Raw genomic sequence first — 19584 nt, 5'->3', positions numbered from 1 at the left:
CCCCCGGCGGTGAACCGGCCTGTCAGATCAGTCCGTTGCGCAGCGCGTAGCCCACCGCGTGGGCGCGGTTGCGCAGTTGCAGCCGGGTGGTGATCTCGTGCAGCACGTTCTTGACGGTCCGCTCGGAGTACGCGGTCTTCTGCGCGATCTCGGTGGTGTCGAACCCCTCCGCCACCAGACGCAGCATGTCCGCCTCGCGTGCGGTCAGCGTGGACAGGGTCAGGCCGCGCGGATCGAGCGCCGACCGCTGCAGACCGCCCACATGGGTGAGTAACTTGCCCAGCAGGTCACCCGGGAGCACCCCCTCGCCCTTGGCCATCGCGAGCACCAGATGCAGCAGCCGGTCCTGGTCCGCCTCGGCACGCCGCAGCACCGCGGCGACACCGCACTCGATCACCCGCTGCAGCGCCGCGGACTCGAACGTGCCGACCACGAGCCCGGTGCGGGTCCCGGCATTGCGCTGCAACCGTTGCAGCAGGGCTATGACGTCGTCGTCCACGGCGTCGACGACCACGAGCGACGTCCGCGCCCGGTCCGCCTCGGCCTCGTCGAGAAGCTCCACCTCCGGGCGCTGGCGCAGCTGGTGGACGACACCGATGCGCAGCACCAGGTCCTGGGCGTAGACCGCGACGGACACCCGGTGTGGCCGTTCCTCGGGGGCGGCTCGGTGCGTGGTCACGGGGGGATTGGTCGCGCGGGGTGTGCGGGCGGCCATGAGCGGGTTCTCCTTCACGGAGCCGGACATACTGAGTACCTGTTTCATGACGAGAAGAGCGGAGAGAGACGTACGGGGCCAAGGAGGCGCGCGGGACGGGCGACGATCCCCGGCCGGCGGACCACGCGCCGCGCCGGATCCGCTCAACGGGCCGTCCATTCAGCTGAGTTGGCGGTGACCGCTGGGGGCATGTCCACTGCCCGGATGTTGCCCTCGCACCTCTCGTGACACTTCGGTGCCGGCTCTACGGTCGTGCCGTGACGCCATCTGCAGCCTCTTCCGGACCCGGGGCGCCCGGCCTCGACATCCCCGCCGTGACGGTGACGCCGGGCGGTACCGCCGCCACGAGCCTGACCGTCCGCAACGACAGCGACATCGTCGAGGCGTACACCCTGGAGGTCGTGGGCGACTGCGCCTCCTGGACCACCGTGGAACCCGAACGGGTCTCGCTCTACCCCGGGACCTCCGAGACGGTGACCATCCAGCTGGCCCCGCCGCGCTCCCCGCACGTGCGCGCGGGTGATGTGCCGCTGGGCGTACGGGTGTTGCCGGCAGAGCGCCCCGAGTCCGTGACGGTGCCCGAGACCACCGTGCACATCGAGGCGTTCCACGAGCTGCGCACCGAACTGCTTCCCCGTCGTCGGCGCGGCTGGCTGCGCGGCCGCTACCGGCTGGCGGTGCGCAACGAGGGCAACACCCCGGCCCGAGTGAGCTTCAGTCCGGAACAGCCCGGCGAGGAGCTGAAGTTCGGCTTCACCCCCGCCGAACTGGCCCTGGAACCCGGCGAGTCGGCGGAGACCCGGCTGCGGGTGCGCACCGGCAGGCCGGTCTGGTTCGGCAAGCCGGTGGTCTGGCCGTTCACCGTGGGCGTCGGCGACAGCGAGGCGGAGGAGGAGGCCGAGCGGCCCGGGACCGCCGTACGGCCGTCGCTGGAGGCGGAGTTCGTCCAGATCCCCGTCTTCCCGAAGTGGCTGCTGGCGCTGCTCGCGGCCCTGATCGCGCTGATCGTGGCCTGGTTCGCACTGGTCCGCCCGGCGGTGCGCAGCGCCGCCAAGCAGGCGGCCGACGAGGTGGTCCAGCCCCGCCCGACAACCCCCGGCGGGAGCCGGAACGGGCAGTCCCCGGGGACCGGCACCGGCACGGGTACCGGCACCGGTTCCCGGCAGGGCGGCCAGGGCACGAACACGGCACCGGGCGCCGGAGGCGACGGCCCCGACGGCACGGCGGCCGGAGCCGGGCAGCAGAGTTCGGCCACGATCGACGTACAGACCTCGGGTGGGGCGGACAAGACCGGCACCTATGTGGTCCCCAAGGGCAAGATCTTCGGCATCACCGATATCGTCGTCGCCAATTTCCAGGGCGACGAGGGGGTCATGACCATCACCTTCGGCGACCGGAAGATCACCACGATCGCGCTGGAGACCTTCCGCAACCAGGACTATCACTGGGTCACCCCCATCAAGATCCCCGAGGACGCCACCGTCACCATGAACGTGACGTGCGCGAAGCCGGGGACACCGGCCACCGGCCGGCAGGCGACGCAGTGTCACGAGGTCCTGAACGTCAGTGGTGTGCTCAGCGACGTCGCACGGTGAAGTGGTGCCCCCGCACATCGTTCGCCTCGTGTGGCGTAAGGGGAAGGGGTGGCTCCCACTCCGGCCGAAAACCACCAAGGGACTCCATGTAGCGTGCATGTTTCACGTGCCGTCACACACCCCGGAATCCCGGCGTCCGCGCCGGTGCCGTCCCGCTGCCTGAACTACCCACCGCGGTAAGGGAATTGGCTGGTTTACGCGCTGCTGACCGCGCTGCGGGAGGCGATGGTCACCGCCATCACGCACCAGGAGCCCGCCGTACGGGAGGCGGGCCCGGCCGGCGCCGCCCGCGCCCTGCGCGCCACACTGCCCGAACAGACCGTCCTCAGCGACGCCGGACGGCATCTGCTCCACGCGTGGCTCGACCGCCTCGCCGCAGAGGACTGAACCCTCGCGAGCCGCCGTGCACCGCCCAGGTAGCAGGGGCGGTTCGGGTCCGGCCGGCTGCGCCCGGCGTCACCCGGCGTTCGGGCGGGCGAGGCCCTGGTCGTAGGCGAAGATCACGGCCTGGACGCGGTCGCGGGCACCGATCTTGGCCAGCACGCGGCCGACGTGGGTCTTGACCGTGGACTCGGACAGGACGAAGCGGGCGGCGATCTCGCCGTTGGTCCAGCCCCTGCCGATGGCGACGAGGATCTCGCGCTCGCGGTCGGTGAGGGAGCGCAGCCGCGCGTCGTCGGTGCCGTCGGCGCCGTGCACAGGGCCGTAGCGGGCGAACTCGTCGAGGAGACGGCGGGTCAGGGACGGGGCGATCACGGCGTCGCCGGCGGCGACGGCGCGGATCCCGGCGAGGAGTTCCTCGGGGCGCGCGTCCTTCAGCAGGAAGCCGCTGGCTCCGGCGCGCAGCGCGGCGTGGACGTACTCGTCCAGGTCGAAGGTGGTCAGCACGAGGACACGGGAGCGGGCGCCGGCGGCGGTGATCCGGCGGGTGGCCTCGATGCCGTCCATGCCGGGCATGCGGACGTCCATCAGGACGACGTCGGGCCGCAGTTCGGCGGCCTTGCGGACGGCCTCGGCGCCGTGCGCCGCCTCGCCGACGACCTCCGTCTCGGGCACGGCGTCGAGGAGCATCCGGAAAGCGAAGCGCTGCAGCGGCTGGTCGTCCACGACGAGCACGGTGGTCACCGGGCACCGCCCTGGGGCGTCAGGTCGAGGACGGCCTCCACGGCCCAGCCGCCGCCCGCGGCGGGTCCGGCGCTGACGTGCCCGCCGTAGAGTGCCGCTCTCTCTCGCATGCCCACCAGGCCGTGTCCTTCCTCGTTCGGCGGTCCCGGGCGCGCGCCGGGGCCGTTGTCCCGGACCCGGATGCTCAGCCGGGAGTCCTCGACGACCACCGACAGCGTCACCCGGGTGTCGGCGCCGGCGTGCTTCAGGGTGTTCGTGAGGGCCTCCTGGACGATGCGGTAGACCGTCAGCTGCACCCCGCTGTCGAGGGCGTCCACCTCGCCCACGGTCCGGTAGACGACCTCCAGGCCGGCTGTGCGCACACCATCGCACAGCGTCTCGACGTCGGCGATGCCGGGCTGCGGACTGAGCTGCGGCGCCTTGGCGGGGCCGTCCGGGTCCTCGCGGAGCACGCCGAGCACGCGCCGCAGCTCACCGAGGGCCATCCTGCCGGTGTCCCCGATGAGCCGCAGGGCCTCCTTGCCGCGTTCGGGGGCCGTGTCCGTGGCGTACACGCCGGCGTCGGCGAGGGTGATCATCACGGACAGGTTGTGTCCGACGATGTCGTGCATCTCGCGGGCCACCCGGGTGCGTTCGGCGGCGGTCGCGAGCCTGCTGCGCTGGTCGCGCTCGATCTCCAGGCGGGCGGCGCGCTCCCGCAGTCCGGCGAGCTGGGCCCGGCGGATGCGAACCATCAGCCCGAGCGCCAGGGCCGCGATCGTGGTGCTGAGCAGGAAGAACAGCGCGTCCCAGACGGACACCGCCGCCGCCGCGCGCACCGCGACCAGGGTCATCCCGGCCGCCATGACCCCGCAGGCCCACGGCAGCTGCCGCAGGCTGCCGTGCAGGGCCAGGCTGTACAGGGCGATGAACAGGGCGACGTCCGCGCGCAGTACCGTGCCCAGGGACCACTGCGCGATGAACACGGCCGCGATGACGCCGAAGGCCGCCATGGGTCTGCGCCGCCGCCACAGCAGGGGCAGCACGAGCCCCGCCTGGAAGGCCAGCATGCCCGCCGGGGGAAGCTGGGTGAAGGCGAGCCGCAGGCGGCGGGGGCCGTCGTGGTCTCCGGCGTGCCCGTGTGCCAGGTCGGGCAGGCAGAACAGCAGGAAGACGACGACCACCACCGCGGTGTCCAGCACCCAGGGATGGGCGGCGTCGGCCTGGCGCAGCCGCTGGCCGCCCCGGGACAGCCGGGCGACCAGCGGTCCCATGCCGCTGACGTCGTCGGTGGTGGTCGTGGTCGTCAAGGGTGTCACCCGACCATGGTGCAGCGCGGTCACACGTCGCTGCGCACCAGCCGGTACGCGGCTCCGGCCAGGGCGAGTGCGGTCCAGCCGAGGAAGACCAGCAGACCGGCCGTCGGCGAGAGCGTGGTGGAGTCGTGCGTCAGAGCGAAGATCGACTCACCGGCGTTGCTCGGCAGGTAGGGGCTGATGTTGTCCTGCCAGGAGCTGGGCAGGAGCGAGATCAGGCCGGGGATCAGCATCAGCGTCGCCACGAGCACGGAGATCCCGCCGGCCACGGAGCGCAGCAGCGCGCCGAGGGCGGTGCCGATCACGCCGACCAGGCCGAGGTAGAGCCCGGCGCCCAGCAGGCTGCGCAGGACTCCCGCGTGGGAGAAGCCCAGGGCGGCGGGGGTGCCGGAGACGATCTGGCTCCCGATCCCGAACGTGATGAACGCGCCGAGGGTCGCGACGACGAGTGCGACCAGCCCGTAGACGGCCGCCTTGGACCACAGCACGGGCAGCCGGCGCGGTACGGCGGCGAGCGTCGACCTGATCATGCCGGTCGAGTACTCCCCGGCCGTGACGAGCACACCGAGGACGCCGAGGGCCAGCTGGGCGAAGTGCGTGCCGAAGAGGGACAGGCTGACGGCGGTGGAGTGGGCGAAGTCACCGTCCATGTGGTGGCCCGAGTCGATGTTGGACTTGTAGCGGGCGGAGGCGATCAGCCCGAACGCGACCAGGAACAGCAGGGCCAGCCCGAGGGTGATCCAGGTCGACCGCAGCGTCCACAGCTTGGACCACTCCGAGGAGAGCACGCGCCGGCCGGTGACCCGGTAGGCGGGGCGGGCGGGAGCGGAGGCAGGTGCCTCGGGCTCGGCGGTGGTCAGGGCGCTCATGCGGGCCTCCCGGCGGCTTCCAGGGTCTCGGTGGCGGTCGTGGAGCCGTGGTACTCGACGGCGTCCCTGGTCAGGTTCATGAAGGCTTCCTCCAGCGAGACCGTCCGCGGGGTCAGCTCGAACAGCGCGATGCCGTGCTCGGCCGCCGCCAGTCCGATCTGGCGGGGGGTCAGCCCGGTGACCTGGAGTTCCTCCGAGCCGATCCGTCCGGTGACCTCGACGCCGGCCCCGGCGAGCACGTCCCGCAGCCGCGCGGGGTCCTGCGTGACGACCTTCACGGTGTCGCCGCCGGCCTCACGGATGAGGTCCGGCACAGTGGTGTCGGCCAGCAGCCGGCCGCGCCCCACGATGATGAGGTGGTCGGCGACCAGTGCCATCTCGCTCATCAGGTGGGAGGAGACGAAGACGGTACGGCCCTCGTCGGCGAGCGCCTTGAGCAGGTTGCGGATCCAGAGCACGCCCTCCGGGTCCAGCCCGTTGACCGGCTCGTCCAGCATCACGGTCTGGGGGTCGCCGAGCAGTGCGGCCGCGATGCCGAGCCGCTGGCCCATGCCCAGGGAGAAGGCTCCGGCGCGCTTCTTCGCCACGCTGGCGAGGCCCGCGAGGTCGATGACCTCGTCGACCCGGCGCCGGGGGATCCCGTGGGTCAGCGCGAGCGCGCGCAGATGGTGGTAGGCCGAGCGGCCCGGGTGGATCGACTTGGCCTCCAGGAGCGCCCCGACCTCCTGCAGGGGCGCCCGGTGCCGGGCGTAGGGGTGGCCGTTGACCGTGACGGAGCCGCTGGTCGGGGCGTCGAGCCCGACGATCATGCGCATGGTCGTGGACTTCCCGGCACCGTTGGGGCCCAGGAAGCCGGTCACGGTGCCGGGCTTGACGGTGAAGTCCAGCCCGTCGACGGCGGTCTTCTCGCCGTACCTCTTGGTCAGCTGCTGTGCCTCGATCATTCGCGTTCTCTCTGTCGGCCGCGGCGCCCGCCGATAGCCCCTGGCGCCTCACGGCCAACCTAGGTCCGGCGGGACCCGGATCCGGTCGTACCGGGGGCCGAACCGGAGGTGTCCCGTGGTACCGCGGTACTACGCACGCGGGCCGACGGGATCGGGGAGCGGGCCGGGTCAGCGGGCCGGGGCCGGGCCAGTGCTGTGGCGGACGACGAGTTCCACGGGGACGACGGACGCCGCCCGCGCCGTGGTGTCGCCGTCGATGCGGTCCAGCAGGAGGCGCAGAGAACGAGTGCCGATCTCGGCGAAGTCCGTGCGCACGGTGGTCAGCGGCGGCAGGAAGTGCGCGGCCTCGGGAATGTCGTCGTAGCCCACCACGCTGACCTCGTCCGGGACGCGGCGCCCGGCCTCGTGGAAGGCCCGCAGGACGCCGAGGGCCATCTGGTCGTTGGACGCGAACACGGCTGTGACCTCGGGGCGTTCGGCCAGCCGGCGGCCCAGCGCGTAGCCGGAATCGGCGCTCCAGTCACCGAAGAGGGGCTCGTGGACCCGCGCACCGGCGGCCTCCAGGGTGGCCCGCCAGCTCGCCGCGCGCAGCTCGGCGGAGGTCCAGCCGTGCGGGCCCGCGAGGTGCCAGACGGTGGCGTGACCGAGGCCGAGCAGATGCTCGGTGGCGGCGCGCGCCCCGGCCGTGGAGTCCGCAGTGACACGCGGGGGGCCCTGCCCCGGGTCGTTCTCCAGCACCACCATGGGCCTGTCGAGCCCCGCCTCGGCCAGTGCCGCGCCGACCGGGCGCTGCGGGGCGATGGCGATGACACCCTCGGCGCCCTCGGCCGAGAGCCGGTCCAGGGCGCGTACCACCGTGTCCCGGGAGGCGGTGTCGAGGGCGATGGAGCTGACCAGGTAACCGGCTTCCTGGGCCGCCCTGTTGATGGCGGTCAGGATCGACGCGGGCCCGAACCTGGCCGCGTCGAAGGAGATCACCCCGAGCATCCCGGACCGGCCGCTGGCCAGCGACCGCGCGCTGCGGCTGGGCCGGTAGCCGAGTGTGCGCATCGCCTCCAGGACCGCCTCGCGGGTCTCCGGTCGCACGGCCGGGTGGTCGTTGAGCACCCGGGAGACGGTCTGCTTGGACACCCTGGCCAGTTTGGCCACGTCGTCCATCACGGGACGGCTCCCCGCGAAGTTGCGCCGGCTGCGCCGCTGGGGACCCGAGCCGTCTGCGGTGGATGCGGTCATACGGGTGTGTGTCCTCCGGCCTCGATACGGTGGTCCTCTCCCGCCCGGCGGGTTCCCAGGATAGGCCGGGCGGGACAGGCGGCCGTCCGGGACCGTGCCGTGCCCGGGTCTCAGCCCGCGCGGACCGCCCGGACCCGGCTGGTCAGCAGGTCGGCCCGGTGGATCACGGCCGTGCCCCTGGCGGTGTCCGCGGGTGCGGGCAGGTACACGGGAGCGTCCACGGCGAGCGGCAGGATCCGCAGGCGCAGCCCGGCACCGCGCAGGGCTTCGGCGGGGAGCCGGTCGAGGGCGATGTCCCAGGGCCGTCCGGAGTGGAACTGATCGGCGACGAGGGTGTCCCCGGCGTAGGCCCGGGCCACGTCCCCGGTCCACGTCAGGCGCAGCAGCGTACGGTCCGCCCCGTCCGCCCGGTCCAGGACGGCCTCCGGCAGCTCGACGCGGTACTCGGCGGCGACGGTGTCGACGTGCGTGTCGTCGGGGACGCTCGCCCGGCCCTGCACACCGGTGACGGCCGCGGGTGCCGCTTCGGCGGCGCGCACCGGTGTGACCACCGCCGGGAACGCGTCGCCGTGCTCGGCGGTGACCAGCGTGTAGCGGGTGAGGACGCCCTCCGCCGACGCCTTCACCGTCGCGCCGGGCGCCACCGCGAAGGACGGCTGTGCGGCGGTGCTGTGCACGCGGACCTCGTCGCGGTCGAAGACGACGGGGTCGGCGCTCAGCAGCAGCCGCTCGGCCCCCCAGGCGGTGCCCCGGTAGGCGGTGCGCGCGGTCGCCGCGTCGAGGACCAGCAGGCCGACCCGGGTGCCGTCCGCCGTCACCGCCTCGACCAGGGCGTCGGCACCGGGCCGCAGACCGGTCACGAACACCCGGTCCCCGGCGGTGACGATGTCCCCGCTCCCCCCGGCCGCCGCTCGGGCAGCACGGACGCCATGGGGGCGATCCGCTCCCCGAAGTCGGCCAGCAGCAGATGCTGGAGCCGCAGTTCGTGGTACGAGGGCCGGACCTGGCCGTACTCGCCGAGCGGGGCCTGGAAGTCGTACGTCAGCAGGGGCAGGTCGTTGGGGTAGCCGGTGGCGTGCGACTCCTGGAGGGAGGTCAGTTCGCCGGCCGGGTTGGTGCCGCCGTGGAACATGTAGTAGCCCTGCCACACCGAGCCGCAGCCGATCTTCGTCAGGCCCAGCGCACCGATGTCGGCGGCGTCCACGCGCGGCCGGCGGTGGTAGGCCACGGCCATGCCGCCGCCCAGCTCGCAGGTGGCCCACGGGAAGCGGTCCGTGTGAGCCTCCGGGTCTGCGCCGCGCACGGTGGCGGGGCGCAGGTCGGCGCCGATGCCCTCGTCGTCGCGCTGGTGGGTGAAGAAGAAGTGCGTGCGGCAGGTGTCGGGCCAGCCGCCGTCGGCCTCGGTCCAGAAGGCCTCCGGGTAGCCGCCGTACAGCGGCAGGAGTTCCTCGCCGGGCAGCTGGACGCCGCCCCAGGCCGTCGACGTCCACAGCGGCGCACTCAGTCCGGCTTCCTGCGCCATCCGCTTCAGGGTCAGCAGATGGCCCGGCTGGTCGTACAGCTCGTTCTCGATCTGGATCGCGACGATCGGGCCGCCGTGTGCGCGGTCCAGGCCGCGCAGTTGCTCGGCGAGGGCCGTGAACCAGGTGCGGACGGGTTCCAGATAGGCGGGGTCGTCGGTGCGTGGGGTGCAGTCGCGGGCCAGCACCCAGTCGGGCAGTCCGCCGCCCCGCACCTCGGCGTGCGACCAGGGGCCGATGCGCGGGATGAAGTCCAGGCCGTGCCGGGCGCACAGCCGCGCGAACCGGCGCAGGTCGCGGTCGCCGTCGAAGCGGACCCGGCCCTCGGTCTCCTCGTGGTGGATCCAGATGACGTAGGAGGCGACGGCCGTCACCCCGGCCGCCTTCATCTTCAGCAGCTCCTCCTCCCACTCTCCCGCCGGGCAACGGGAGTAGTGGAACTCGCCGGAGACCGGGAACCAGGGGCGGCCGCCGCGGGTGAGGTAGCGGCTGGTGACCTCGATCGGGTCGGGGACACCGGGTGCGTCCGTGAACGGCAGATGGCCGGTGAGCGGGGGCGCGGCGGGGCGCGGCACGCGCAGGCGGTGCGCAAGGGGCATCAGGGGTTCTCCGGTCCGGGGCCGGGGGGCGTCGGTGAGCTGGGCGGTCGGGCCGGTGGTGACGTGCCGTCAGGGCAGGACGAGGTCATGGCGTGCCGGGGCGCAGGACCGGGGCGGGGACGTACGGGGTGCGCCGCGGCCCACGGTTCCCGTGGCTGCCGAACGGCCGTTCAGCGGGGGCTCGTGGCGCGGATCAGCCAGCGGGTGGCGGCCAGGCACAGGGCCGAGACGGCGCCCAGCAGAAGGGGTACGGCGCGGACGCCGGACCACTCGATGGCCTTGCCGAGCGCCGGCCCGGCCGCGACCCCGCCCACCATGGACGCGGCGATGACCAGCGCCCCCGCCCGGCGGGCCCGGGGGGCCGCGCGGTGCAGCCAGGGCAGTCCGGTGGGGAAGACGGGCGCGATGAACAGGCCGACACCGGCGTACGCGTAGGGGGCGAGCCCCGCCACGGGGGCCAGCAGCAGACAGCAGGTCATGCCCGCGCAGGAGACGGTGATGATGGCCTGCGGGCTGAAACGGAGCGCGATCGGTGCGACGAGGAACCGGCCGACGGTCATCATCAGCCAGTACACGGAGGTGGCCGTCGCCGCGGTCCCGGCGCCGTAGCCGACGGTCTCCAGGTGGGTGGGCTCCCAGCCGCCGACGCCCGCCTCGATGCCGACGTGCAGCACGTACAGGGCGACGAACACCGCGAGCACCGAGGCCAGGCCGCGGCCGAGCGCCTGTCCGCCGTCGGCGTCCCCGGCGGCGTCCGAGGGCTGCGGGGCACGGTCCCGTACGCCCTTCAGGCACAGCAGCAACGGCAGGTTGACCAGCGCGAAGCCGAGGAAGATCGCCGGGTAGTGCCCGGCGCCGACCGTGCCGACCAGCGCGGGGCCGAGGATCGCGCCGATGCCGAAGTGCGCGTTGAGGACGTTCAGCATGGCCGTCGAGCGGTGTCCGAAACCGACCGCGAACAGCTGGTTGAGGCCGTAGTCGATGCCGCCGAAGCCCAGCCCGCCGAGCAGCGCGGTGGCCAGCGCCACGGGCCAGTTCGGGGCCCGGGCGAAGCCCGCCGCGCCAACGGCCATCAGCAGGTAGGAGGCACCGAGGATCTGCCGGTTGCCGAGCCGCCCGTACAGCCGGTCGAAGAGCAGCACGCCCGCCACACCGCCGACGAAATGGGCGCTCAGTCCGAGGCCGGCGGCCGCGGGGCTGAGCCCGAACTCGCGGCGGAAAGCCGGGATCGACGGCCCGTAGAGCGCCTGGAGCGCGCCGATCAGCACGAAGCCGACGCACGAGGCGACCACGGCCGCCGGGCTGAAGACGGGCGCGTCGGGGGCGAAGGAGGCCGCACGGGTGCCCGTGTCACGCGGCCGGGTCGATGGTTCGCTCATGCCGACTCCAGAAGTCGCAGGTGTCCAGGGCGAGTTGTCTCGGCTCCGACGGGACATGAGTGTTACCGGTAACATGACGTGCGTCAAGGTCACGTGCGAGAGCAGTACGCCCCCGCAAGAACAAGGTCCGGACCCTCTTCCGGTTTCCGCCCGGCGCGGGATACCTCTGGACGTGCGCGGCGGCTCGGCGAGCGCGGTACAGAAGGGAACGGACCATGGGTGACACGCGGTTACCGGACGGCTGGCATGTGACCGAGCGATGCACGAACTGCGATGTCGCCCGCCAGCTGGCCCCCGGCCTGATCGGTGAGGTCGACGGCCGCTCGGCGGTGTTGCGCCAGCCGAGCGGCGAGGCCGAGGTGCGGCGGCTCCTCGCCGCCGCGCACGCCTGCCACACCCGCGCCGTCCGCCCCGTGACCGGACGGCTGGACGCGGCCCTGGACCCGTTCCCGCTGGCGCTGGACGACGCCGTGCTCCTGTGCGGGCACAACTCCCCGCACACCGCGGGCGCCAACTCCTATCTGCTGCGCCGGCCCGACGGCACCGTGATGCTGGTGGACACCCCGCGCTGGAGCACTGCGCTGGCCACGCGCTACGAGGCACTGGGCCCCGTCACCGACGTCCTGCTCACCCACCGCGACCATGCCGCGCACGGCCGCCGGTACGCCGACCGGCTGGGCGCCCGGCTCTGGATCCACGAGGGTGACCTCGACGCCGCTCCGGACGCCGACCAGGTGCTGCGCGGCACCGATCCGGTGGAGGTCGCCGACGGGGTGATCGCCCACCCGCTCCCGGGACACACCAAGGGCAGCGTGCTGTTCGTCGCGGACGAGCGGTACTGCTTCAGCGGCGACAGCTTCTACTGGTCACGCGGCACGGGGGACATCGAGGTGGCCGAGAGCGTCACCTGGTACTCCATCCGCGAACTGGCCGCCTCGCTGGCCCGGACCGCCGGCCGGCTGCGCTTCGAGTGGCTGCTGCCGGGCCACGGCGACCGGCGCCGGCTGCCCGCCGACGACATGGCCGAGCGGATGCGGCGGCTGGCGGCACGCACCCGCGAACTGCGGCCCCGGCCGGTCGACTTCACGGCGGTGCGCTGGTGACGGGCGCCGTGTCGGCCGTGTCCGCGCGCGGGAACCTTCGACCGCCACGTCGACGACCGTTCAGCCGAGAATGAAGGGAAGCTGTTCCGCGAAGTCGCCCAACGTCTCGCGCTCCGCGTCGGTCGGTGTGCGCCGGCCCGTGCCGATCAGCAGTGCCTCCTTGTCGGAGAGCGAGGCGGGGAACCCGGATCCCGCGATCTTCTCCAGCGACGCGCGCGCCGCCGCGAGGGTTTCGGCGGGGGGCTCGGGGGCCGACGGCAGATGGGCGATCAGGTCGAGGTGGTGCAGGGTCCATTCGACGACGTACGCGGACAGGTAGTCGCCGACGGTCAGCACCTCGTCGCGGGTGCCGACACACGCGGCCGGATCGGCGAGTTCGGCGGCGCGGCCCGCGGCGGAGCCGACGTCGTCCAGGTGGAACCTCAGCAGCCCCGGCTCGCCGTAGGCGGCGGCCAGCCGGGGGATCAGCGCGTCGAGCGGATCCTCACCGGTCGGGGGTTCGACGAGCTTCCAGTAGGTGACCGCGTCCACGGTCGGTGCGCCGGTCGCGGGGGTGACCAGGGTGATCAGCACGTCCTGGGCGTCGATGACCAGATGACAGACCAGGTCCCGCACCAGCCAGCCGGCACAGCCGGAGGGCCGCTCGAAGTCCTCGTCGGCGAGTGCGGCGACCGCCTCGCGCAACGCTGTCCAAGAACGTGAGAAGAGCTCCACCGGGGCACCGTAGTGCGGGACGGGAACGGTGCTCAAGCGCATGCGCGGCCGGTCAGCGCGCGGACGGCGAGAGCCGGTAGGAGCCGGTGAGGTCGCGCACCTCCACCGAGAAGACCGCGTCCGGAGGTACACCCTCGACCCGCAGATGCTTTTCCAGCAGCGCGAGCACCCCCTCGGACAGCCGCGCCTTCAGCGCCTCGGGACGACCGGGCATGAGTCCCACCTCGACGTGCACGAAGGCCGCCTCCTCGCACGGCCGGTCCCCGACGTACGTCTCCGCCGGCCGGAACAGGGTCTTGCACACACCCCTCGTACCGGACTCCTCGACCACGAGCGGATGCAACTCCTTCACCAGGGCCGCCCGGTCGAAGGTTCCGGCCAGGTGGGAGGAGTAGTCGACGGTGAGGTACGGCATGGAGGACCTTTCCCGGGATCCCGATGGTTTCGCCAGGCAACCAGTTTCCCTCACGGGCTCCAGCAGCCGCACCGCGGCCCCCTCGGGGCCGAAAGGTCACGCCCGCTCCGCCAGGATCCGCTCCGCGAGTTCACGGGCTGCCGCGGCCGGGTCGGTACCGGGGCGTGTGGCGCCGGCCGCCATGACTCCGTCGATGAGGAGCAGAAGCTGGTCGGCGGCCCGCGCGGGCCGGGGATGGCCGAGCCGGACCAGTTCGGCCGCGAGAAGCCGGGTCACGCGCGCGCGGTAGTCGCGGGTGACGGCGTGGGCAGGATGGTCGGGGTCGGCCAGGGCCAGGTCGGCGGCGAGATAACGGCATCCCCGGAAGTCCGGCTCCGTGATGACGGTGCCGAGCTGGTCGAAGATCGCCAGCAGACGCGCGCGCGGATCCTCTCCCGCGGCTGCCATGGTCCGTTCGTAGCCCGCCTCGTCCTCGGCGGCGCTGCGCCGCAGCACTTCCGCGATCAGACCGTCCTTGCCGCCGAAGTGCTCGTACAGCGACCTGCGGGCCACGTTGGCGCTCTTGAGCAGTGTGTCCACGCCCACTGCGACGCCATGACGGTAGGTCAGCTGCTGCGCCGCCTCCAGCAGGCGATCACGCGGTCCCGGCTTCATGGGCGTCAGCCTGCCACCCGTTGACCGGTAGATCAACCGGTCTATATGGTGGAGATAGACCGACTGTTCTATCTACGACCGTCCTTCCCCTCTGAGGAGCGACCATGTCACCTCGTACGACCGCAGCAGTCATCGATCTGTTCAACCAGGCCTTCGTCCATCACGAGCCCGATCTGCTCGACGACCTCGTGGGCGAGGGATGTGTCATGGAGGCGATCCAGCCGGCACCGGACGGCGAACGCGTTGAGGGGAGGGAGGCGTGCCTCACCTTCTGGCGGACGCTCGCGGCCGACCGCACCACCCGGTTCGCACCCGAGGACGTCACCGTGGCCGGCGACCGGGCGACGATCCGCTGGCGCTACCACTTCGGCGACGGCCCTCGCGACTCCGTACGCGGCGTGAACCTGATGCGCGTCGAGAACGGCCGCATCGTCCAGGCCCTGGGGTACAGCAAGACGGGCGGCGAAGTCCCCCTGGCCACCGACTGAGAGGCGGCTGCCGCAGGGCGCTTGGGCAACTGAAGGGCGGACGGTTCCCAGAGACTGAGCGGGAGTGGGCCCCGTTGCCAGGACTCGTGCTCAGCCGGACGTTCCGAACGGTGTCGGGCGTCCTGGTCCACCGCGTTCGCTCCGCGTCCGGCGCGCGGATCGGGTCCGTGGTCCGGGGGTGCGCGGGCGGCCCACGGCCGGAGGCCGCTGATGAACAGGGCCGCACGCCCCGGGGCCACCGGTGCGGCCTGGGCGGTCCGATGCCCTGCACGATCGCTCCGGTCGTGCAGGGGCGGTGCCGTCCGTCGCCGGATCGGGTGTCCCAGGGCGCGCCTGCCGATCGCATCCACACGGCCCGCGCGTTCCATGGCTGAGGCGCTCACTCATGCACGCCGGAACACGCTCGTCTCCAGTCAGCGGGCAACAGCTCCCAACCCTGGCCGGCCTCCTCGGCCGTGAACCCGTCCGGAACGGACACGGTGCTGCGCGCCCGGGTGCCGGGACCGGATGCCTAAACTGATCCGGCACGCGTGCGCCGGGCCATCCGCCCGGCGGCCCGATCGGCGCGCGCGGTCGACTCCGGAGGAGACGGGCATGCCGGATTCCGTGCGGCCGAGGCGTCGCCGCCTGCTCGCTGTGGCGGTCTTCGCCCTGGCGCTGTACGTCGTCCTGCGTGCCGCCGGCCTCTTCGGTGGCGACGACGACAGCGACGACACCCCGCCACCGGCCAGGGCGTCGGCTTCCGCGCCGACCCCGTCGGTCAGTGACTCCCGTCCCTCTCCCGCTGCGGCGGCCGGCCCGTCGTACGACCCGGCCCGGTACGCCACCCAGGTCCGGACCCGGGCCCGGCAAGCCGGTGTCAGCGCCCAGTTGCTGATGGCGATCCTCTACAACGAGGCGTACAAGCCGCACGATCCGGCCTTCGAGCGGGCCTGGCAGAAGTACAAGCCCGACGCCGCTTTCGGTATCGCGAACATGCATCGGGCCGCCTTCGACGAGGTCAAGCAGGGCCGGGACTTCGCCGACCGCAGCTGGGACGAACTGCCGGACGACCGCGATCTCGCGATCGAGGCCGAGGCCTGGTACCTGCACGACCTGGCGGCCCAGTTGCCGGCCGGCGAGTCCGCCGCCTACACCCGGGACGACCTGCTGGCGCTCGGTTACAACACCGGCGCGGGCAACATGCTCGCTTTTGCCCGCGGGGCCACCCCCGGCAGCCAGGCCCGCTCGTATCTCGACCGGCTGCACGCCAACTGGACCAAGGCGGGAAAGGCCGTCGGCACGGACTGAGGCGACGGCCCAGGCTCGGTTGTACAGTTGCGCAAAAAGGCAATCTAGGGAGGGGTGGGCGGGATGCTCCGCAACGGACTGGAACCCTGGCACCTGCTGATCGTGGCGATCGTGATCATCCTGGTGTTCGGTTCGAAGAAGCTGCCGGAGGCCGCTCGCGGGCTGGGCAAGTCCCTGCGCATCCTCAAGAGCGAGGCCGCGGCGATGAAGGAGGACGCCCCCACCCCGTCCCCCGCCCGCGCGCAGGACACGACGGACACCCCCGCGTCGGCACCCCGCCTCACCCCGGTCGCCTCCGAGGCGCCGGAGACCACCGCACCGGTCACGGAGAACCGCGCGGCCCACTGACGCGATCCGCGGACGCGTCCGGGCCGCCGGCCTCCCACAGTTCAACGTTTGCGCACATCATGGAACCGCGGCGGCTGGGATGACGTTCCACCCAGTGAACGGACTAGTGACCGCAGTCGGGAGGATGTGTCGTGGGAGTTTCCCTGGGCAAGGGTGGCAATGTGTCGCTGAGCAAGCAGGCGCCGGGACTGAGCGCCGTGGTGGTCGGACTGGGCTGGGACGTCCGGACCACCACCGGCGCGGACTACGACCTGGACGCCTCCGCCCTGCTCTGCGACGCCTCGGGGAAGGTGGTCTCCGACCAGCACTTCGTCTTCTACAACAACCTCAAGAGCCCCGACGGCTCGGTGGAGCACACCGGCGACAACCTCACCGGTGAGGGCGAGGGCGACGACGAGTCGATCAAGGTGAACCTGAGCGCCGTACCGGCCGAGATCGCCAAGATCGTGTTCCCGGTCTCCATCCACGAGGCCGATGTGCGCGGCCAGAGCTTCGGTCAGGTGCGCAACGCGTTCATCCGCGTGGTGAACGAGGCGAACGGCCAGGAGATCGCCCGCTACGACCTCTCCGAGGACGCCTCGACCGAGACCGCGATGGTCTTCGGGGAGCTGTACCGGCACGCCGGCGAGTGGAAATTCCGTGCGGTCGGCCAGGGCTACGCCTCCGGACTTCGGGGCATCGCCCAGGACTTCGGCGTCAACGTCTGACCCGGCACGCGTCGACCTGACACACTGGACGACCGAACTCGCCCCCAGGGCAAGTGACTTCCCCGCCATCGACCGACTGGAGAAGCCTCGTTGCGTCCGCTCACCGACAACCCCGTCACCAGCCCCGAGGGCGACTCGTTCCACTTCGGGCCGTACGTCGACGTCCTGCACGCGGCGGTGGAGCAGGCCACTCCGTTGCCGCTGACCGTCGGGGTGTTCGGCTCCTGGGGTGCGGGGAAGTCGAGCTTTCTGCGGCTGTGGGAGCGGCGGTTCGAGGCGGGGAAGACGCGGACCATCTGGTTCAACCCCTGGAAGTACGACCGCAAGGTCGAGGTCTGGGCGGCCCTGCTGCACACCATCCTCGCCGAGATGGAGCAGGAGGAGACCCTCAAGGAGAAGGCCGTCCGGCTCGCCAAGGCCGCGACCTGGCTGTCGGTCCGTGCCGGGCTCGGTACCGCGGCGGCGCTCGGCACCGGCGGCGTCATCAAGCGCGAAGACGTAGACGAGCTGCTGCAGGGCCTGTCCGAGGGGGACGCGGAGCAGTACCGGCAGGTGAACCGCTTCGAGGCCGACTTCGCCGACGCCGTACGGGAGTTCGTCGGTGCGGACGGCCGGCTGGTGGTCTTCGTGGACGACCTCGACCGCTGCACCCCCGAGTCGGCGATGACGGTGCTGGAGTCGCTGAAGCTGTACCTGGCACAGGCACAGTGCATCTTCGTCCTCGCCCTGGACGTGGACGTGCTGGCCGCGATCGCCACCAACAAGTTCGGCGAGGCCCTCAAGGGGGCACCGGCCGAGGTGGCCTCCGGCATGGCCTACCTCGACAAGATCGTCCAGCTGCCGTTCTTCCTCCCGGACGTGGGGTTCGACACCCTGCGTGAGGCCTTCAAACCCTATGTCTCGGAGCTGGCGGACGACCCCTTCTTCTGGGAGCTGCTCCAGCGCGGTCTGGGCAGCAATCCGCGTCGCCTCAAGCGGTACATCAACGTCTTCAACATGGCGCTGGCCGTCGCACGCGGACAGCTGCCGCCCGGCGCGATCGACCGGCGGTACAGCCTCCAGCTGGCGGTGCTGCTCATCATCCGTACACTGCACCGCGGCTTCTACCACACCCTGACCGTCGAGCCCGACTCCTGGCTGACGCTGACCAGGTTCTTCGAGCAGGCCCAGACCAACGCGACCATCCGCCAGACCGCCTCCCTGCAACTCCCCCCGTACCTGCACGACGTCGCCACGGACTCGGTCCTCGAACGCCTCCTCACTCACAACGGCCAGGAGCGCCTGAGCCCGCCGGACGGTCCCGCGGTCCGGCAGATGATCAGCACCCTGCGCAGCACCGCCGGCCCGGTCGACCCGGAGGAGTCATAGCCGACGACACCGGTCTCACAGCGGCTTGGGCGCGAGGGCGGCCAGATAGGCGCCGTAGAGCAGGGACACGGCGGTGAGACCGGCGTACAGGGCACGGGTCCGGCGCAGGCGGGTGCGCCAGGCCGTCGCCAGGGCACGGGCCGCCGGGATGAGCAGGGGGAACGCCGGGAGGAGGAAACGCGGCCTGGAGGAGAAGGGGCCGGACATGGCGAGCACCAGCAGGAGCAGAGAGCCCGCGAAGACCACCAGCGCCAGCGGGGTGCGGTCCAGGCACAGCAGACAGAAGAGCAGGATGCCCGCCAGGACGACGCACACGGCCACCGGATAGGCGGCTCCGGTGCCGTCCAGGGGCATCGACCGCAGGATGCGCAGGGGGCCGACGCTGAGGTCCAGCTGTGACCTCCAGGCGCTCTGCACCCGGAAGTAGCCGTGCAGCAGGTCCCCGGTCTGCCGGCCCACCCACAGCACGTACGCGATCCAGCCCAGGGGGCCGAGAACGGCGCCGGCCCACAGCCCGGGTGGCACGCGCCCGCGCCGTCGTACGGCCTCGTACACGGCCGCGGTGGTCACTGCGGCGGCAGCCGCGATGCCGCTCGGCCGGGACAGGCCGGCCACCAGCGCGAGCGCCCCCGCCGCCGGCCAGCGGCCGTTCAACACGGCGTACAGGGCCCAGGCCGCGCACGCGGTGAACAGCGGCTCGGTGTAGGCCAGGTTCAGGACGACCGCGTGCGGAAGCGCCGCCCACAGCGCGACCAGGGCGGTGGCGACCGCCTGCCCATGGAGGTGGTGTCCGACGGCGTAGACGCCGTACGCGGCGATCAGCGCGCAGGCCCACGCGATCAGCACGCCTGCCTGCCCCGCGGTCAGATGCAGAAGGCCGCTCAGGGCCCGGATGAGCCCCGGATACAGGGGAAAGAACGCCCAGTCGGTCTGCACCGCGCCGGTCGACGTGATGCGGACCTGGGTGCCGTACCCGTGCTCGGCGATGTGCAGGTACCAGACCGAGTCCCAGGCATGGGCGAGGCTCTTGCCGAACGGGCGACCGGCGACCTCGTCGACCGCCACCACCACGACGACCCCGGCCAGACGGACGGCGGCGAAGAGGGCGAGGGCCCGCAGAACACCCGGTGGACTCTCGACCGGTGGACGTCCGGTCCCGCCGGGACGGTCCGATCGCCTCAGCGCGGAGGACGTGCTCACCCTTCGACCATGAACGGACGGAA

19 protein-coding genes and 1 pseudogene are annotated in these 19584 nt (G+C 72.3%); 8 read left to right on the top strand and 12 right to left on the bottom strand.

What is annotated here, in order from left to right:
• Positions 1-22: 22 nt before the first annotated feature.
• Positions 23-745, bottom strand: a complete 723-nt coding sequence (locus LE548_RS01810) for a LuxR C-terminal-related transcriptional regulator (RefSeq protein WP_225094779.1) — start codon at positions 743-745, stop codon at positions 23-25.
• A gap of 227 nt (positions 746-972) precedes the next feature.
• On the opposite strand from LE548_RS01810, the gene LE548_RS01805 reads away from it, so the two are divergent.
• Positions 973-2310, top strand: a complete 1338-nt coding sequence (locus LE548_RS01805; protein ID WP_225094778.1) for a hydrolytic protein — start codon at positions 973-975, stop codon at positions 2308-2310.
• A 225-nt stretch (positions 2311-2535) separates the two neighbouring features.
• On the top strand, positions 2536-2697 hold the full coding sequence (locus LE548_RS01800; protein WP_308029684.1) for a hypothetical protein: 162 nt from the start codon (positions 2536-2538) through the stop codon (positions 2695-2697).
• A 69-nt stretch (positions 2698-2766) separates the two neighbouring features.
• Here LE548_RS01800 and LE548_RS01795 read toward each other — a convergent pair whose 3' ends face one another.
• From LE548_RS01795 to LE548_RS01765, 7 genes and pseudogenes are all read right to left on the bottom strand, one after another.
• Positions 2767-3435: a response regulator transcription factor gene (locus tag LE548_RS01795; protein WP_225094777.1), complete on the bottom strand. Its 669-nt coding sequence runs from the start codon at positions 3433-3435 to the stop codon at positions 2767-2769.
• The gene (locus LE548_RS01790; protein WP_225094963.1) at positions 3432-4688 is read right to left on the bottom strand and encodes a sensor histidine kinase; all 1257 of its coding nucleotides are present in this window, start codon (positions 4686-4688) and stop codon (positions 3432-3434) included. Before LE548_RS01790 ends, LE548_RS01795 begins: the two co-directional genes overlap by 4 nt.
• A 65-nt stretch (positions 4689-4753) precedes the next feature.
• Positions 4754-5599 (bottom strand): ABC transporter permease, encoded by an 846-nt coding sequence (locus tag LE548_RS01785; RefSeq protein WP_225094776.1) that lies wholly within the window; start codon positions 5597-5599, stop codon positions 4754-4756.
• A complete protein-coding gene (locus LE548_RS01780; RefSeq protein ID WP_225094775.1) occupies positions 5596-6543 on the bottom strand; it encodes an ABC transporter ATP-binding protein in 948 nt (315 codons plus the stop codon). Before LE548_RS01780 ends, LE548_RS01785 begins: the two co-directional genes overlap by 4 nt.
• 168 nt (positions 6544-6711) lie before the next feature.
• The gene (locus tag LE548_RS01775) at positions 6712-7776 is read right to left on the bottom strand and encodes a LacI family DNA-binding transcriptional regulator (RefSeq protein ID WP_225094962.1); all 1065 of its coding nucleotides are present in this window, start codon (positions 7774-7776) and stop codon (positions 6712-6714) included.
• Between the two features lie 110 nt (positions 7777-7886).
• Positions 7887-9895 (bottom strand): annotated as a pseudogene (locus LE548_RS01770) (beta-galactosidase).
• A 170-nt stretch (positions 9896-10065) separates the two neighbouring features.
• Positions 10066-11274 carry a sugar MFS transporter gene (locus tag LE548_RS01765; RefSeq protein ID WP_225094774.1) on the bottom strand — a complete coding sequence of 403 codons (1209 nt, stop codon included), beginning with the start codon at positions 11272-11274 and terminating at the stop codon, positions 10066-10068.
• Positions 11275-11489: 215 nt separating this feature from the next.
• Between LE548_RS01765 and LE548_RS01760 the strand changes: the two genes are divergently transcribed.
• Positions 11490-12377, top strand: coding sequence for an MBL fold metallo-hydrolase (locus LE548_RS01760; RefSeq protein WP_225094773.1), 888 nt, complete (start codon positions 11490-11492; stop codon positions 12375-12377).
• Between the two features lie 60 nt (positions 12378-12437).
• On the opposite strand, the gene LE548_RS01755 is transcribed toward LE548_RS01760, so the two are convergent.
• From LE548_RS01755 to LE548_RS01745, 3 genes are all read right to left on the bottom strand, one after another.
• Positions 12438-13091: a maleylpyruvate isomerase N-terminal domain-containing protein gene (locus tag LE548_RS01755; protein ID WP_225094772.1), complete on the bottom strand. Its 654-nt coding sequence runs from the start codon at positions 13089-13091 to the stop codon at positions 12438-12440.
• Between the two features lie 52 nt (positions 13092-13143).
• Positions 13144-13506: a 5-carboxymethyl-2-hydroxymuconate Delta-isomerase gene (locus LE548_RS01750; protein WP_225094771.1), complete on the bottom strand. Its 363-nt coding sequence runs from the start codon at positions 13504-13506 to the stop codon at positions 13144-13146.
• Positions 13507-13602: 96 nt separating this feature from the next.
• Entirely contained in the window at positions 13603-14160 is a 558-nt protein-coding gene (locus LE548_RS01745) for a TetR/AcrR family transcriptional regulator (protein WP_225094770.1), read from the bottom strand.
• A 104-nt stretch (positions 14161-14264) separates the two neighbouring features.
• Here LE548_RS01745 and LE548_RS01740 point away from each other — a divergent pair, with 104 nt between their 5' ends.
• The 5 genes from LE548_RS01740 to LE548_RS01715 all read left to right on the top strand — a co-directional run bounded on the left by LE548_RS01740 (position 14265) and on the right by LE548_RS01715 (position 18361).
• Positions 14265-14648: a nuclear transport factor 2 family protein gene (locus LE548_RS01740; protein ID WP_225094769.1), complete on the top strand. Its 384-nt coding sequence runs from the start codon at positions 14265-14267 to the stop codon at positions 14646-14648.
• A gap of 594 nt (positions 14649-15242) precedes the next feature.
• The gene (locus LE548_RS01730) at positions 15243-15938 is read left to right on the top strand and encodes a lytic transglycosylase domain-containing protein (protein WP_225094768.1); all 696 of its coding nucleotides are present in this window, start codon (positions 15243-15245) and stop codon (positions 15936-15938) included.
• Between the two features lie 63 nt (positions 15939-16001).
• The gene (gene tatA / locus LE548_RS01725) at positions 16002-16286 is read left to right on the top strand and encodes a Sec-independent protein translocase subunit TatA (protein WP_225094767.1); all 285 of its coding nucleotides are present in this window, start codon (positions 16002-16004) and stop codon (positions 16284-16286) included.
• Positions 16287-16417: 131 nt separating this feature from the next.
• On the top strand, positions 16418-16993 hold the full coding sequence (locus LE548_RS01720) for a TerD family protein (protein ID WP_225094766.1): 576 nt from the start codon (positions 16418-16420) through the stop codon (positions 16991-16993).
• A 90-nt stretch (positions 16994-17083) separates the two neighbouring features.
• Entirely contained in the window at positions 17084-18361 is a 1278-nt protein-coding gene (locus tag LE548_RS01715; protein WP_225094765.1) for a P-loop NTPase fold protein, read from the top strand.
• A 15-nt stretch (positions 18362-18376) separates the two neighbouring features.
• Here the strand turns inward: LE548_RS01715 and LE548_RS01710 are convergent, their stop codons facing one another.
• Positions 18377-19561, bottom strand: a complete 1185-nt coding sequence (locus LE548_RS01710) for a hypothetical protein (RefSeq protein ID WP_225094764.1) — start codon at positions 19559-19561, stop codon at positions 18377-18379.
• Between the last annotated feature and the right edge of the window lie 23 nt (positions 19562-19584).

It is taken from the genome of Streptomyces sp. CoH27, from assembly GCF_020181035.1.
In the GTDB taxonomy this organism is placed as follows: domain Bacteria; phylum Actinomycetota; class Actinomycetes; order Streptomycetales; family Streptomycetaceae; genus Streptomyces; species Streptomyces camelliae.
Note: the sequence above shows the minus strand (reverse complement) of the source record. Positions and strands in the feature narration are given on the sequence as shown.